A 15,822-nucleotide genomic window follows, 5' to 3' on the forward strand; every position below is an offset into this window, starting at 1 on the left:
GGGCACGGGGGCGTTCAGGCCAGGGCGGCAGCCAGGCGCTGCGGGAGCGTGTCGTAGGGGTGGCAGTCGAGTACGGGCAGGCGGTGGGCGCGGGCTTGGGCGGCGAGCCAGTGGGAGTAGGCGGCGCTGACCGTGGCGCGGGCGGTCTGGGGGCCCAGGTCGGGCTCGCGGTGCGCGTAGTTGGCGGCGATGCGCGCCGGGTCGCCCTCGTGGAGGAAGACCGTGTGCAGGCGTCGTCCAAGGGCCGCGGCTTCCTCGGCGGCCTGGGCGGCGGCGCGGGGGGTGAGGTAGTCGCCCTCGACGACGGCCGGCATGTCGACGCTCAGCCGGTTGCGTACGACGCCGAGCAGGGCGTTGTCCAGGGCCTGGGCGGTGGCGATCTGGAGTTCCAGGATGCGATCGGTGTCCCGCTCCCCTTCCGCCGAGGCGGGACGAGCCGTGAACTGGTGCAGCGCCGGGTGGGTGGCCGGGGTGGTGGCCGCTTCGAGGGCCGCGACGACGTCGTCGAACTCGACGGTGAACGCGTGACGGTCGGCCGCGACGCGAGCGGCGAGGCGGCTCTTGCCGACGCCGGAGGCGCCGCCGATCAGCAGGATGTCCCAGGGGTGGCGGCCGGTACGCATACGGCCACCGTAGAGGGCGCAGGACGCCCGACAACGAGCGGGGGCGGGTACGGTGCCGGGGCCCCGGGTGGGCGGGGCGGCGGGGGTGCCGCCCCACCGGGCACGGCCAACGCCTGTGCTCACAGGTGTGGCAGACGGCCCGTCTGCCACAGGCGCTCTCCCGATGCGATGCCGGGCGTCCGATCCGTCGGCAGCGGCCGCGTCCGGGCCGTCGCGCGCCGGTCGGGAACGGACCGGCTCCGGCGGTCAGCACCGTGGACCCGGCCGCGCGGCAGCTGTGACGTCCTCACCACGCCCGGCGCCGGCAGCATCACCACCGAGCAGCACCCGAACCCGGCCCCGAACCCAGACCCGCACCCGCACCCGCACCCGCACCCGCACCCGCACCCGCACCCGCGAACGCCGGCGCTGTCCGCACGGGCCTGTCACGGCCGCGAGCGGAGTTCAGGCGGCGACGCCGAGGCCGAGGGTGACCGCGACCGGGGCCAGGTAGAGCAGCGGGAAGACGACGGTCTTGTAGGAGCGGGCCCGCAGAACGGTGACCACCGCGCCGAGGAAGTACAGGACCAGGCCCACCGCGGCAGCGACGCCGAGGGCGGACACAGCAAGACCGACCAGCAGACCGATCGCGCCGGCGAGCTTCGCGAACGCCAGCGGGCCCCACCACGAGCGCGGAACGCCGTACTGGACGAGCGGCTGAGTCACGAACCCGGCACGACGCGCCAGCGACACGCCCGAGAACCCGACCCACACGGCAGTGACGACGGCAAGAACGACATGGGCGACAGACACAAGGCACTCCAGGGGTGAGGCGGCGGGGCACGAGAGACCGAAGACCGGGGCCGTTACCCCGCTTCGCGGCTCCCGCGCTCCGCCGCGTTTGCTCGAACACTCCCCTGACCCCGCGCCTGCACCGGATGTGACACCCCTCCCCAAAAAAAGTCCCCGCCCGGGCCGTCCTGGCGACGTCCCCACTCCCCCGGGCCGGTGCGCAGGCACCGCGTAGAGTGGCCGCCCGCCCCGGGAAAGGACTGCGTCGTGCGCAAGCGTTCCAGCATCCTGTTCGTCACCGATCTCGCGTACCCCGCGCAGGGGCGCCGGTACGGCGACGAGGACGTCTTCCTGACGTCGCGGCTGCGCGAGGAGTTCGATGTGGCGCTGTGTCACCCGCGGGACGCGGTCGCGTTGATGGACCGTTTCGACGCGGTCGTGATCCGCAACAGCGGGCCGGTGCTGTACTACCAGGAGCAGTTCGACGAGTTCCGCCGCCAGGCCCTCGCCCGCGGGACTCGCGTCTACAACCCGTTGACGGGCCGCGGAGACATGGCCGGCAAGGACTACCTGCTCGAACTGACGGCCGCCGGGTATCCGGTCATACCCACCGTCGGCGACCCGGCCGACGTCGATCTGCTGCCGCGGGCCCGGCGGTACGTGGTGAAGCCGAGGGCCGGCGCGGACTCGATCGGCCTGGCCGTGCTGGACCGCGATGCGCTCGCCGGGACGGCGCACGGCGGTGTGCTCGTCCAGCCGCTGGTCGACTTCCGCTACGAGGTGTCGTTCTACTTCGTCGACGACGCCTTCCAGTACGCCCTCCACGCCCCGGACCCGTCCCGCCGCTGGGACTTGACGTCCTATCCGGCGACTCCCGAGGACCTCGCCTTCGCCCGCCGCTTCATCGACTGGAACACCCTCGACCACGGCATCCAGCGCGTGGACGCCTGCCGAACCACGGAGGGGCACCTGCTCCTGGTCGAGCTGGAAGATCTCAACCCCTACCTGTCGCTGGACATCGTCCCGCAGGAACAACGGGACAAGTTCGTCGCCTCAATGACCGCCTCGATCCGCCACCTGCTGCACGACGGAACAGCCGCCTGACCACCCGGCCGGGGCAGAGTCGGCGAACGGCGAGTGGCTCTTGATCGGACGGGGGCCGCGTGAGCAGGATGAGCCCGACAGGGGACGCACCGGGTCGGGGGGCCGGCTCGGGTCCCGGAGTGCGGGCCGCGAAGTCGGGCCTGCGGAGGGCGGAGGGGTCTTGGACGAGCACAGTGAGCAGCGGGGGCGGGACTACAGCACGGCGTGCCCGACCGGGACGGGTTTCGGACTGCACCACGTGCAGCTCTCCATCGCACCGGGCAGCGAGGACGCGTGTCGCGCGTTCTACGTCGGAGTGCTCGGCATGACGGAGCTGACGAAGCCGCCGGTGCTGGCGGCCCGTGGCGGCCTGTGGGTGCGTGCGGACGACCTGGAGATCCACCTGGGTGTGGAGGAGGACTTCCGACCGGCCCGCAGGGCCCACCCCGGCATCCGGGTGACGGACATCGACGCCCTGGCCGAGCGGCTCGCCGCTGCCGGGGTGGAGGTGGTGTGGGACGGGAACTTCCCCGGCCACCGCCGCTTCCACGCCCTCGACAACTCGGGAAACCGGCTGGAGTTCCTGCAACCCGACGGCTCCGCGGCGGAGTGGTGACACCCCCGGGGCGGGACACCGGAGCAATCACCGACGATCGCCCCCGGCGGGCCGCCCCGCCGGACAGCGGGGCGGGGCGGCCCGCCGAGGCACGGTCGGAACCCGGCCGGCCGTCAGACCGGCAGACCCACCGGCCCCCGGGCGCAGCCCGGCGGAACCGGGCGGGCCGCCACAATCGGGCAGACGGCCACGGCCGGGCAGGTCACTCCACGACCTCGGCGCTCACCAGAACGACGTCATCCTTGGGAACGTCCGCGTGCCCGCCCTTGGAAGTGGTCGGAACGGACTTGATCTCGTCGACCACGTCCTGACCCTCGACGACCTCGCCGAACACGGCGTAGCCCCAGCCCGGGCCGGACTTCGCGGTGTGGTCCAGGAAAGCGTTGTCGGCGACGTTCACGAAGAACTGGGCGGTGGCGGAGTGCGGGTCCGACGTCCGGGCCATCGCCACCGAGTACCGCGTGTTCTTCAGACCGTTGTCGGCCTCGTTGTTGATCGGCGCACGGGTCTCCTTGCGCCGCAGGCCCGGCTCCATCCCGCCGCCCTGAACCATGAAACCGTCGATCACCCGGTGGAACACCGTGCCGTCGTAGAAGCCGTCCGCGACGTACTGGAGAAAGTTCTTCACGGTCTCGGGCGCCTTCTGCGCGTTCAGGAGGATCACGATGTCGCCGTGGTTGGTGTGCAGCTTGACCTTGGACAAGACCATCTCATTTCTGACGCTGTATCGATCCGGTGCGGAACGCCCACCATCCTCCCAGCCGACCGACCGGCGAACACGCCGACCACCCGCCCCGCGGCCCACGCCCCGCAACCCGGCCCCACCCCACCCCACCCGCACAGCAGCGGACCGCCCCCGGAGCCCGAAGGCCCCGAAGGCGGTCCGATTCACCGAACGAACGGTGAAACTAAGGGAGTTACCCCACGAACCGGTCCGCGTTCGCACGACGCCGTGCCCGGTACAGCAGCACACCGCCCAGCGTCAGCAACCCACCGCCGGCCAGACCGGCCCCCACCAGACCCTCGGGCGAACCCGTGTCCGGCAGATGGCCCTTCCCACCGCCGTGCGGCGGCTCCGACGGACGCTGCGGCTTCCCGCACTCCTCCTTCTCCGGGCACGCGGACACCGTCACGCACAGCTCCACCGGCGCACTCTCGACCACCTGACCCTGCGGATCACGGGCCGAAGCCGTCGCCGTGTTCGTCACATGACCGGCCTTCGCATCCGCCTCCGTCACCGTGTACGTCCCACGGCACGTGGTGCTCTGACCCGGGTTCAGCGTCGTCGCCTCGCACACCACCGACGCCACCCGGTCGTCACGGACCGTCACGCCCGTCAGCACCGTCGCCCCGGTGTTCGTCACCGTGTACGTGTACGTCACCGTGTCACCCACCCGCGCGGAACCCTTCACATCCGCCCGCTTCGTGATCGACAGCGACGAGGCACTCGACGTCGTCTCCACCGTCGCCTCACCCGGCGCACTCTCCACCGGCCGCCCCTCCGGATCGGTACCCGACGCACGAGCCGTATTCGTCACGTGCCCGGCCTGAACATCCTCCTCCGTGATCGTGTAACTGCCGTGGCACGTCGTGCTCTGCCCCGGGTTCAACGACGACGCACCGCACGTCACCGACGCGACACGGTCGTCACTGACCACCACACTGCTGACGGCCGCGGTACCCGTATTCGTCACCGTGTAGGTGTAGTTGACGGTCTCACCCAGACGGAACGGACCGGCCGCATCGGCCTTCTTCACCATCGACAGCGCGGCCTCGCCCACCACAGTGACGGTCGCCTCACCGGGCGGACTCTGCACCGGCTGCCCCTCGGGATCGGTGCCGCTCGCGTGAGCCGTGTTCGTCACATGACCAGCCGCCACATCCGCAGCCGTCACCACATACGAACCGTGACACAGCGTGCTCGCGCCCGGGCTCAACAACGTCGCGCCGCACGTCACCGAGGTGACGTGGTCGTCCGTCACGGTCACATTGCTGACGACCGCCGTGCCCGTGTTGGCCACGGTGTACGTGTAGTTGACCGTGTCGCCGACGTGGAACGGACCCGCGCTGTCAGCAGCCTTCTGGATCGTCAGCCCGCCCTCGCCGGCCACCGGAACAGTCGCCTCACCAGGCGGACTCTGCACCGGCTGCCCCTGCGGGTCCGTGCCGCTCGCGTGAGCCGTGTTCGTCACATGACCAGCCGCCACATCCGCAGCCGTCACCACATACGAACCATGGCACAGCGTGCTCGCACCCGGGCTCAACGAGGTCACCGCGCACGTCACCGAGGCAACGTGGTCGTCCGTCACGGTCAGGTTGTTCACCGCCGCCGTTCCGGTGCTGGTCACCGTGTACGTGTAGTTCACGGTGTCACCGACGTGGAACGGACCCGCGCTGTCCGCCGCCTTCTGGATCGTCAGCGCGCCCTCTCCCGCCACCGGAACAGTCGCCTCACCAGGAGGACTCTGTACCGTCTGGCCCTCGGGATCCGTCCCTTCGGCGCGGGCGGTGTTGGTCACGTGACCGGCCGTCACATCGGCCGCCGTCACCACATACGAACCATGGCACAGCGTGCTCGCACCGGGGTTCAGCGAGGTCGCCGAACACGTCACCGAGGCAACGTGATCGTCCGCGACCGTGAGGTTGCTCACCGCTGCCGTGCCCGTATTGGTCACCGTGTACGTGTAGTTCACGGTGTCGCCCACGTGGAACGGACCCGCGCTGTCGGCCGTCTTCTGGATCGTCAGTGCGCCCTCGCCCGCCACCGGAACAGTGGCCTCACCCGGAGGGCTCTGCACCGGTTCGCCCTGCGGATCGGTACCGTTCGCGTGCGCGGAGTTCGTCACGTGGCCGGCCGTCACATCCGCCGCCGTGATCACGTACGAACCGTGGCACAGGACGCTGCTGCCCGGATCCAGCGTGGTCGAGTCGCACGTCACCGAGGCGACATGGTCGTCCGTCACCGTGAGGCTGTGAACAGCGGCGGTACCGGTGTTGGTCACCGTGTACGTGTACGAAACCGTGTCACCGACATGGAACGGCCCAGTGCCGTCGGCCGCCTTCTCCAGCGACAACACCGCCTCGCCCACCACCGGGACAGTCGCCTCGCCGGGCGGACTCTGCACCGTCTGGCCCTCGGGGTCCGTCCCCTCCGCGTGCGCGGTGTTCGTCACATGACCGGCCGTCACATCCGCCGCCGTCACCACGTACGAACCGTGGCAGGTCGTGCTGGCACCGGGGTTCAACGAGGTGGCGGAACACGTCACCGAGGCAACGTGATCGTCCGCGACCGTGAGGTTGTTCACCGCCGCCGTACCGGTGTTGGCCACCGTGTACGTATAGGAGACGGTGTCGCCGACGTGGAACGGACCGGCGCTGTCAGCCGCCTTCTCGATCGTCAGCGCGCCCTCGCCCACCACGGGGACGGTGGCCTCGGTCGGCCGGCTCTCGATCTGCTGTCCCAACGGGTCCGTGCCGTCCGCGTGGGCAGTGTTGGTCACGTGACCGGCCGTCACATCGGCGGCCGTCACCACGTACGAACCGTGGCAGAGCGTGTTCGCGCCCGGGTTCAGCGTGGTCGAGTCGCACGTCACCGAGGCGACGTGGTCATCGGTCACCACCAGGTTGTGCACGGCGGCCGTGCCCGCGTTGGTCACCGTGTAGGTGTACGTCACGGTGTCGCCGAGGTGGAACGGGCCGCCGCTGTCCGCGGTTTTCGCGATGGTGAGCGCGGCGTCGCCCGCGATCTCGATGGTGGCTTCACCGGGCGGGCTCTGCACGGGCTGGCCTTCGGGATCGGTGCCGTTCGCGTGCGCGGTGTTGGTGACCGAACCGGCCGTGACGTCCGCCGCCGTGATGACGTAGGTCCCGTGGCAGAAGGTGCTGTCGCCCGGGTTCAGCGTCGTCGAGTCGCACGTCACCGAGGTGATGTGGTCGTCGGTGACGGTGAGGCTGTGCACGGCCGCCGTACCGGTGTTGGTGACGGTGTAGGTGTAGGGGACGGTGTCCCCGACGTGGAACGGGCCGGCGCTGTCCGCCGCCTTCTGGATGACCAACGCGGCCTCGCCCAGGACCGGGACAGTGGCCTCACCAGGAGGGCTCTGCACGGTCTGGCCCTCGGGATCGGTACCCGAGGCGTGGGCCGTGTTCGTCACGTGACCGGCCGTCACATCCGCCGCCGTCACCACGTACGAACCGTGACAGGTGGTGCTGGCGCCGGGGTTCAACGAGGTAGCAAAACACGTCACCGAGGCAACGTGATCGTCCGCGACGCTGAGGTTGTTCACCGCCGCCGTACCGGTGTTGGTCACCGTGTACGTGTAGTTGACCGTGTCGCCGACGTGGAACGGACCGGCGCTGTCCGCCGCCTTCTGAAGTGCCAACACGGCCTCGCCCGCCACCGGCACCGTCGCCTCGCCGGGCGGGCTCTGCACCGGCTGACCCTCGGGGTCGGTGCCGTTCGCGTGCGCGGTGTTGGTCACATGACCGGCCGTCACATCGGCGGCCGTCACCACGTACGAGCCGTGGCACAGCGTGCTCGCACCGGCGTTCAGCGTCGTCGAGTCACACGTCACCGAAGCGACATGGTCGTCCGTCACGGTGAGGCTGTTAACGGCGGCGGTGCCCGTGTTGGTCACCGTGTAGGTGTAGGTGACGGTGTCGCCCACGTGGAACGGACCGGCACTGTCCGCCGTCTTCTGAAGTGCCAACACGGCCTCACCCAGCACCGGAACCGTGGCCTCGGCCGGCGGGCTCTGCACCGTCTGGCCCTCGGGGTCCGTCCCCTCAGCGTGCGCGGTGTTGGTCACGTGACCGGCCGTCACATCGGCGGCCGTCACCACGTACGAACCGTGACAGGTCGTGCTGGCACCGGGATTCAGCGAAGTGGCCGAGCACGTCACCGAGGCAACGTGATCGTCCGCGACGCTGAGGTTGCTCACCACCGCCGTACCGGTGTTGGTCACCGTGTACGTGTAGGAGACGGTGTCACCGACATGGAACGGGCCCGCGCTGTCCGCCGCCTTCTGAAGTGACAGCACGCCCTCGCCCGCCACCGGCACCGTCGCCTCGCCGGGCGGGCTCTGCACCGGCTGACCCTCGGGGTCGGTGCCGTTCGCGTGCGCGGTGTTAGTCACATGACCGGCCGTCACATCGGCGGCCGTCACCACGTACGAGCCGTGGCACAGCGTGCTCGCACCGGCGTTCAGCGTCGTCGAGTCACACGTCACCGACGTGACGTGGTCATCGGTCACCGTGAGGCCATGTACAGCGGCGGTACCGGTGTTGGTCACCGTGTACGTGTACGAAACCGTGTCACCGACATGGAACGGCCCAGTGCCATCGGCCGCCTTCTCCAGCGACAACACCGCCTCGCCCACGACCGGGACAGTCGCCTCGCCGGGCGGACTCTGCACCGTCTGGCCCTCGGGATCCGTCCCCGAAGCATGGGCGGTGTTGGTCACATGACCGGCCGTCACATCGGCCGCCGTCACCACGTACGAACCGTGGCAAGCGGTGCTGGCACCGGGATTCAACGAGGTGGCGGAACACGTCACCGAGGCAACGTGATCGTCCGCGACGCTGAGGTTGCTCACCACCGCCGTACCGGTGTTGGTCACCGTGTACGTGTAGGAAACGGTGTCACCGACATGGAACGGGCCCGCACTGTCCGCCGCCTTCTGGAGGGCGAGTTCGGCGATGCCCGCGACGGAGACGGTGGCCTCGGCCGGCGGGCTCTGCACCGGCTGGCCGTCCGGGTCGTTGCCGTCCGCGTGGGCGGTGTTGGTGACGTGGCCGGCCGTGACGTCGGCGGGCGTCACCACGTACGAGCCGTGGCACAGGACGCTGTTGCCCGGGTCCACGGTCGTCGTGTCGCACGTCACCGAGGCGACGTGGTCGTCCGCCACCGTGAGGTTGTGGACGGGCGCGTTGCCGACGTTGGTGACGGTGTAGGTGTAGGTGACGGTGTCACCGACGTGGAACGGGCCCACGCTGTCGGGGGTCTTCTGGAGGGCCAGTTCGGCGACGCCGGCGACGGGGAGGGTCACTTCCGCCGGGGGGCTCAGGACCACGTCGCCCTCGGGGTTGGTGCCGGCGGCTTGGGCCCGGTTGGTGAGGTGGCCGAGTGCCAGATCGGCGTCGGTGACGACGTAGCTGGCGTGGCACTTGGTGGTCTCACCGGGGGCGAGGACGGTGCTGTCGCAGGTGACCGGGTCCGCGTGGTCATCGGTGACGAGGACGTCGTTGAGCACCGTCTGGCCGGTGTTGGTCACGACGTACGTGTAGTGGACGGTGTCGCCGACGTGGACGGGGCCCGCGGTGTCCGCCTGCTTGGTCAGGTCGATCGAGCTGGGGCCGATGACCGGGACGGTGGCCTGGGTCTCGGGGGAGGTGACCGGCTGGCCGTCGGCGGTGCCGCTCGCGTGGACGGTGTTGGTCACCTGTCCCGCCAGCGCGTCGGCTGCGGTGATCACGTAGCTGCCGTGGCACTGGGTGCTGTCGCCGGGGCTGCCTCGGGGGGCGAGGGTCGTGGTGTCGCAGGTGATGCCGGTGACCCGGTCGTCCGTCACGGCGACGTTCGTGATCGTGGTGCCGCCGGTGTTGCTCACCACGTACGTGTAGGGGACGGTGTCGCCGACGTGGAACGGGCCGGGGCTGTCAACGTGCTTGGTGATGTCGAGGCCCGGCTGTTGGATCACCGGGATGTCCTCGGACGACGGGGGCGAGACGACCGGGTTGCCGTCCGCCGTGCCGGTGGCCTGGGCGGTGTTGGCGACGTGGCCCGCGGCCCCGTCCGCCGAGGTGACCAGGTACGTCGCCGTGCAGGTGACGGTCTCGCCGGGTTGCAGGACGCTCACCGGGCAGCTGACCGGCCCGATCTTCGGGTCGTTGACCGCGAGGTTGTCGATGGGCACGTTCCCCGAGTTGGTGACGACGAAGTCGTACGGGACGGGGGTGCCGACCGTAAGGTCGGCGGGCAGCGGCCGGTGGGCCTGCTTGACCAGGTTGAGTTCGGGCAGCGGCTCGTCGGTGGCGATCACCACGTTGCGGATCAGGTGCACGTCGGTGAACGAGCCGGTCGAGCCGGCGAAGCCGAACTTGTAGGTCGGGGGGACGGGTTGCGGCGCCGCGGTCTGGAGGACCTGGTGCTCGCCGGTGCCGTCGTTGAAGTCGACGCCGACGGTCAGCACCGGGGCCGGCGCGGGGGTCATGTGCACGTGCACCCGGCGGCGCGAGGGCTCCAGCAGGGCCTGGGCCTGAGCCGGCGTCACACCGGGCGGCAACGAGGTCAACGGGCCCTGGAGCAGGCCCGGAAGCGTCGACGGCCAGGGGCCGGTGGTGCTGAAGTTGCTGGTCGTCGCGGTCATGAAGCAGTAGCCGTCGAGGCCGTCACCGGGGCCCCGGAGGGTGACCATGTTGGCGCCCGGCGCCGGGATGCGGAAACCGGTGCCGGCCGGGGAGCGGGTGGCGCAGCCGTTGCCGCGGTGCTCCCAGTCGCCGAAGTAGTTGCCGAGCACGTCGAGGCCGACGCCGAGGTAGCCGGAGTCGACGCCGGGCAGGAAGGTCAGGTTCGAGTCGTCGCCGGGCAGCTTCTGCGCGTAGCCGAGGCTGCCGCCGTAGGCGCCGGGGTGTGCGAGCGAGACATCGCCGTTGACCAGGAAGAACGAAATGCCGTCGGCCGGGGTGGCGGGCGTGGTGCTGCCGTACTGCCACTGGTCGAAGGACACGTCCAGACCGGCGCCGGCCGGCAGCGCCTGGTCGAACAGGACCGCGCCGTCCTGGTCGAAGTTGGAGTCGGTGATCCGCAGGTAGCCGAACGGCGAGCTGTCCAGCGGCGGCACCGGACCCGTCTCCGGGACCGGGCAGCCGCCCAGCGGGTGGTCGCCCGGACCGAGGGGTGAGATCGGCGCACCGGTCAGGCAGGCCGCGTCGACGGCGACGAATCTCGGGTCCGCGGTCGCGCCGGTGAAGTCCTCCTGGAGCAGGGTGGATCCGAGGGCCCGGACCCGCTCCGGCGCCGGCGCCGCGACGTGGTGGCGGGTGGGTGCGGCGGCCTGGGCGGCCATGGAGGCCGTCAGGCCGGCGCCCACCAGGCCGAGAGTGGCTGCGGCGCTGATGAAGCGGGCCGCTCGCGATCGCAGTCGCGGTCGCGGTCGCCCCGATCCGCGGAGATGTCTCGTCATGCCCTTGACTATGCGCAGCCACTACCGACGGTTATCAGTTTGTACTATCAGTGGACCTAGAGAATCGCTCGGATGCGCTAACCCGGGATGCCGTACCGGCCGCCATGGATCTGACTTGGCGACAGAACATCAGAACGACTGACCGATCGTCAGACCAGCGGCGAAGGGCGGATCCCGCCGGCCGCGAAGGGCGACTCCCGGCCGGCGCCGCAGCCGACCCGGGTGAGCCGGTCGAGCAGCCACCCAGGGGTGAAGCTTCGCGCCGTCCCCGCCGTGCCCGCGCAGGGATCGGTGACGCTCCGTCAGGACCACATGGGCGCACGGCCGCATTGCGGGCCCGTGCGGCCCATGTCGTCCTGGGATCGGCGGGCCACCATCGCGCCCTGCCATTGATCCACCCACTCGGAGGAGATTTCCCATGCGTGCTCTCAAGCGTGTCCTGGCCGTCGGCGCCCTCACCGCTCCCCTCGTGATCGGCTGCGCCGGACTCGCCTCCGCCGACGACTTCGACGCCCACTTCGGCAAGACCCAGTTCGTCGCCAACGAGTCCGGCGCCGGTCTCGCCGAGAAGTGCTCCTACGTCGACGAGCACGGGGTCGAGCACCACGACTTCTGGATCTGGGCGGACGACAACGGCGTCTCGGGCTCCTTCACCGAGGCCGGCGCCCACTTCTGAGAACCGACTCCGGGCCAGGCGTCCGGCGGACTCCCCCGCCCGCCGGACACCGCCCACCGCCCACCGCCCACACCTCTCGACCCGCGTGCCACGGCCCCTGCGGCCGGCCGCGGGTCGATGTGCGTCTCGGGGCGCAGCCGGCTCACCGCCCGGCGCCGCGGCTCACCGACTCGGCGCAGCGAGGCACAGCAGCACAGAGCACAGAGCGCGGCTCAGCGGCACAGCGGCTCAGCGGCACAGCGCCGCGTCGACGGCGTCGGCCACCCGCTGCTTGGCCTCCGGGTCGGGGACCGCGGTGACCGCGATGTTCGCGGCGCGGCCGTCCTCGGTGACGCCGCCGCGGGTGACGTAGCCGGGGATGGTGCCGCCGTGGCCCCAGTACAGGCCGCCGCAGGACAGCGGGCGGCTGGCGATGCCCAGCCCGTAGCGCGCGCCGGGGCCCATGTAGGCGGCCGGGACGGTGGTCCGCATCTGTGCGAGTTGGGCCGGGGGCAGCAGTTGACCGCCGATCAGCGCGGCGAAGAAGCGGTTCAGGTCGGAGTTGGTGGAGATCATGGCACCGGCCGCCCAGGCCCACGAGGGGTCCATCTCGGTGATGTCGAACGCCCGGTCGCCGGGCTCCTCGGGCATCACGTAGCCGTGCGGGTGGCGCTCGCGGACGGTCATGTCGCCCTGGGCGGGGAAGTAGGTGTGGCGCAGGCCGATCCGGTCGATCACGCGCCTGGTGATCTCCTCGCCGACGGGTCGTCCGGTGACCTTCTGGACGATCAGTCCGGCGATCAGGTAGCCGGTGTTGCTGTACTTCCAGTCGGTGCCGGGCGCGAAGTCCGGCCGGTGCGCGAGGGCGATGTCGAGCAGGTCGCGCGGCTCGATGTACTGACCCGGGTCGGCGAGGTCGAGGAAGTCGGTGTAGTCCGCCAACCCGCTGGTGTGCTGGAGGACTTGGCGGACCGTGATGGCCCGCCCGTCGATGCCGTCGCCGTGGATCAGGCCGGGCAGGTAGGTGTCGAGGGAGGCGTCCAGGCTCACCTTGCCCTCCGCCACCAGCTGGAGGACGACCACCGCCACGAACGTCTTGGTGTTGCTGCCTATCCGCACCTGCCCGTCGGCCGGGACCTTCGCGCCGGTGGCCAGGTCGCCGACCCCGGCCGTGTAGCCGCGGGTCCGGCCGTCCCTGCCCTGCACGGCCGCCAGCGCGCCGGGCAGTCGGTCGCCGGCGACCAGGGTGTTCAGCCGCTGCTGGACGACGTCCGGCGCCTTGGCATCGGCGAGCGCCGACGGGGCGGTCCCGCCGAGCAGCAGCGCGCAGCCGGCGGCGAGGACGGCGCTGCGGCGGAGGTGACGTCGGTACGGGGGTGGCGAGTTCACGGGACAGCGCTCCTCTGGCGGGGCGGACACGGGGCCGGCCGCGCCGGCCGCTCCAGAACACCACGCGCCCCGGCGGGCCGCCGTCGCCGCCGAGGAGGAGCGCCGCCCGCCGCCCGCCGGGGATCCGGGCCGGGGATGCCGTCCTGACGATGTATCAGGAACCCTGACGGGCACGGGCGGTGGGCGGCACCGTCGACGGGGATGCGGCGGGCCCCTTTCCTGGCGGCCCCTTTCCTGGCGAGCGCCTTTCCGGCGAGCGCCACGGTGGCGTCCTTCGGCTCGGCAGGGGCTCGGGGTCCGCGGACGGTCTCCGGGGGCGGCGCGGCCGTTCTTCCCGGCCGGCGCGGGGTGTCGGGGTCACTCCGCGGTGTCGCCCCAGAGCTGGGACAGGTGGGCGTGCAGGAGGTGTTCGGCCTCCTCGGGGGTGCGGTGGCCGATCAGGACGTGGGCGGTGAGGCCGTCGGTGAGGGCGAGCAGGGTGCGGGCCTGGCGGGCGGGGTCGGGGATGTCGGCGGCGGCGATCAGGTCGGCGAGCAGGGTTTCCAGGTCGGTGTAGCTTGCCCGGAGGCCGGCGGCGAGGGCGGGGTTGACGGCGGCGGCGGCGAGGAAGGCCAGCCAGGTGCGGGCCTGGGCGCGGTGCCGGGTCTGCAGCAGGGCGACCTCGTGGGCGAGGTGGCCGACGGTGCTGGCCGGGGACTGGGCGGGGGCGGCGCGCAGCCGGGCGTGGGCCCGGGCGGTGACCTGGTGGCCGATGTGGGCGAGGGCGAACTCCAGCATCTCGTCCTTGGTGCGGAAGCAGCGCTGGACGGCGCCCATGGAGACGCCGGCGCGGGCGGCGACGTCGCGGAGGGTGGCGGCTTCCAGGCCCTGTTCGTCGATCAGGGCGCAGACGGCGTCGGCGATGTGACGGCGGCGTTCCTCGTGGTCCACCTGCTTGGGCATCTGCTGCGGCCTCCCCGCGACGTTCCATTCGATCCCGCGACGTTTTATTCGATGCGAGTGTATCGGTTCGTCGGCTAGGGTGCCGCTCGGTTCCGATGCAATCGCATCGGAAAAACTCAGGAGGACCGAACCATGTGGAAGCTCTCCGCCGGCGCTCTCGCCGCCGCCGTCCGGGCCGGCGAGGTGTCCGCGCTCGATGTGGTGGACGCCCATCTCGCCCGGATCGCCGAGGTGAATCCCCGGGTCAACGCCGTCACCCAGCTGTTCGCCGACCGGGCCCGGTCCGAGGCCCGGCGGACCGACCGGCGCCGGGCCGCGGGCGAGGTGCTCGGGCCGCTCGCCGGGGTGCCGTTCTCGGTCAAGGAGTGCATCCGGGTCGAGGGTTTCGCGACCACCTTCGGCACGCCGCGGTTCGCGGGCATGACGGCCCCGGCCGACGCGATCCCGGTGGCCCGGCTGCGCGCCGCAGGGGCGATCCCGATCGGCCACAGCAACATGCCGACGATGATCCTGTCGGGCATGCACACCCGCAGCGAGCTCTACGGCGACACCCTCAACCCGTGGGACGCCGGGCTGACTCCGGGCGGCACCAGCGGCGGGGACGGGGTGGCGGTCGCCACCGGCATGGCCGCGCTCGGGCTGGGCGACGACTCGGGCGGCTCGGTCCGCATCCCCGCCGCGTTCTGCGGCGTCGCGGCGCTGAACCCGACCGCCGGGCGGTTCGCCGCCGACCAGCGCCTGCTGGGCCCGAACGACCCGGGACCGGCCTCCCAGGTCCTGGTCGTGGACGGCCCGTTGGCCCGCACGGTGGGCGATCTGCGGCTGGCGTTCGAGTCCCTGGCCGGGCCCGACCCGCGGGATCCGCGGGCCGTGCCCGTACCGCTGTACGGCCGTCCGCTCGACGGCCCGCCGAAGGTCGCCGTGGTCGCCGACCCGGGCGGGCGCGGCGTGCACCCGACCGTCCGACGGGCCGTCGAGCGGGCCGCCGGGGCGCTGGCCGACGCGGGGTACGACGTCCGCGAGGTGGCGGACGTGCCCCGCTTCGACGAGGCGTTCGACTCCTTCCACCGGCTCACCGTCGCGGAGTTCACGCCCTCCTGGCCGGCGGTGCGGCAGATCCTCGGCGAGGGCGGCGACCGCTTCATCGGCTTCGCGATGCGCGCCACCCCGCAGGTCGACGCGGCCGGGCTGATCGCCCTGATGGGCACCTGGATGAACATCCGCCGCAGCTGGGCGGAGTTCCTTCAGGAGTATCCGCTGCTGCTCGGCCCGGTCTTCACCGAGCCGCCGGTCGAACCCGGCCTGGAGTCGCGGGACCAGGAGGGCCGGGACCGGGTCACCACCGCCATGCGGCTGTGCTCGGTGACCAGCTTCGTCGGCGTCCCGGCGGTGGCGGTGCCCACCGGCCCGGCGGACGACGGCCTGCCGACGGGCGTGCAGCTGGTGGGCCGGCCGTTCTGCGAGGACCTCTGCCTCGCCGCCGCCCAGCACCTGGAGGACCGGCTCGGCACCCTCTCCCCCGTCGACCCGCGCTGCTGACGGTCTTCCGCCGTCCGCACC

General features: G+C 71.6%; 10 protein-coding genes. 4 read left to right on the top strand and 6 right to left on the bottom strand.

Annotated features, from left to right (window positions below; all coding sequences use genetic code 11):
• Positions 1-14 precede the first annotated feature (14 nt).
• Both ACIQF6_RS30730 and ACIQF6_RS30735 read right to left on the bottom strand, forming a co-directional pair.
• A complete protein-coding gene (locus ACIQF6_RS30730) occupies positions 15-623 on the bottom strand; it encodes an AAA family ATPase (protein ID WP_400900835.1) in 609 nt (202 codons plus the stop codon).
• Between the two features lie 444 nt (positions 624-1,067).
• A complete protein-coding gene (locus ACIQF6_RS30735) occupies positions 1,068-1,415 on the bottom strand; it encodes a DoxX family protein (protein WP_400900837.1) in 348 nt (115 codons plus the stop codon).
• A gap of 246 nt (positions 1,416-1,661) precedes the next feature.
• Here ACIQF6_RS30735 and ACIQF6_RS30740 point away from each other — a divergent pair, with 246 nt between their 5' ends.
• Complete coding sequence (locus ACIQF6_RS30740) at positions 1,662-2,498, top strand: hypothetical protein (protein WP_400900839.1); 837 nt, start codon at positions 1,662-1,664, stop codon at positions 2,496-2,498.
• Positions 2,499-2,727: 229 nt separating this feature from the next.
• Complete coding sequence (locus ACIQF6_RS30745; RefSeq protein WP_400901065.1) at positions 2,728-3,093, top strand: VOC family protein; 366 nt, start codon at positions 2,728-2,730, stop codon at positions 3,091-3,093.
• A 202-nt stretch (positions 3,094-3,295) separates the two neighbouring features.
• Here ACIQF6_RS30745 and ACIQF6_RS30750 read toward each other — a convergent pair whose 3' ends face one another.
• The gene (locus ACIQF6_RS30750) at positions 3,296-3,796 is read right to left on the bottom strand and encodes a peptidylprolyl isomerase (protein ID WP_400900841.1); all 501 of its coding nucleotides are present in this window, start codon (positions 3,794-3,796) and stop codon (positions 3,296-3,298) included.
• A gap of 214 nt (positions 3,797-4,010) precedes the next feature.
• Positions 4,011-11,183 (bottom strand): LPXTG cell wall anchor domain-containing protein, encoded by a 7,173-nt coding sequence (locus tag ACIQF6_RS30755; RefSeq protein WP_400900843.1) that lies wholly within the window; start codon positions 11,181-11,183, stop codon positions 4,011-4,013.
• A 511-nt stretch (positions 11,184-11,694) separates the two neighbouring features.
• Here ACIQF6_RS30755 and ACIQF6_RS30760 point away from each other — a divergent pair.
• Positions 11,695-11,952: a hypothetical protein gene (locus ACIQF6_RS30760; RefSeq protein WP_400900845.1), complete on the top strand. Its 258-nt coding sequence runs from the start codon at positions 11,695-11,697 to the stop codon at positions 11,950-11,952.
• Between the two features lie 228 nt (positions 11,953-12,180).
• On the opposite strand, the gene ACIQF6_RS30765 is transcribed toward ACIQF6_RS30760, so the two are convergent.
• Both ACIQF6_RS30765 and ACIQF6_RS30770 read right to left on the bottom strand, forming a co-directional pair.
• Positions 12,181-13,320 (bottom strand): serine hydrolase domain-containing protein, encoded by a 1,140-nt coding sequence (locus ACIQF6_RS30765; RefSeq protein ID WP_400900847.1) that lies wholly within the window; start codon positions 13,318-13,320, stop codon positions 12,181-12,183.
• A 357-nt stretch (positions 13,321-13,677) separates the two neighbouring features.
• Positions 13,678-14,262: a TetR/AcrR family transcriptional regulator gene (locus ACIQF6_RS30770; RefSeq protein ID WP_400900849.1), complete on the bottom strand. Its 585-nt coding sequence runs from the start codon at positions 14,260-14,262 to the stop codon at positions 13,678-13,680.
• 132 nt (positions 14,263-14,394) lie between these two features.
• On the opposite strand from ACIQF6_RS30770, the gene ACIQF6_RS30775 reads away from it, so the two are divergent.
• Positions 14,395-15,801: an amidase gene (locus ACIQF6_RS30775; RefSeq protein ID WP_400900851.1), complete on the top strand. Its 1,407-nt coding sequence runs from the start codon at positions 14,395-14,397 to the stop codon at positions 15,799-15,801.
• Positions 15,802-15,822: the final 21 nt, after the last annotated feature.

Origin of the sequence: Kitasatospora sp. NPDC092948 (assembly GCF_044754805.1) — a bacterium.
Lineage (GTDB): Bacteria > Actinomycetota > Actinomycetes > Streptomycetales > Streptomycetaceae > Kitasatospora.

What these genes read in the sequence shown, in the direction of transcription:
- ACIQF6_RS30730 (WP_400900835.1), bottom strand. Translation starts at nt 623, where the DNA reads ATGCGTACCGGCCGCCACCCCTGGGACATCCTGCTGATCGGCGGCGCC.
- ACIQF6_RS30760 (WP_400900845.1), top strand. Translation starts at nt 11,695, where the DNA reads ATGCGTGCTCTCAAGCGTGTCCTGGCCGTCGGCGCCCTCACCGCTCCC.
- ACIQF6_RS30770 (WP_400900849.1), bottom strand. Translation starts at nt 14,262, where the DNA reads ATGCCCAAGCAGGTGGACCACGAGGAACGCCGCCGTCACATCGCCGAC.
- ACIQF6_RS30775 (WP_400900851.1), top strand. Translation starts at nt 14,395, where the DNA reads ATGTGGAAGCTCTCCGCCGGCGCTCTCGCCGCCGCCGTCCGGGCCGGC.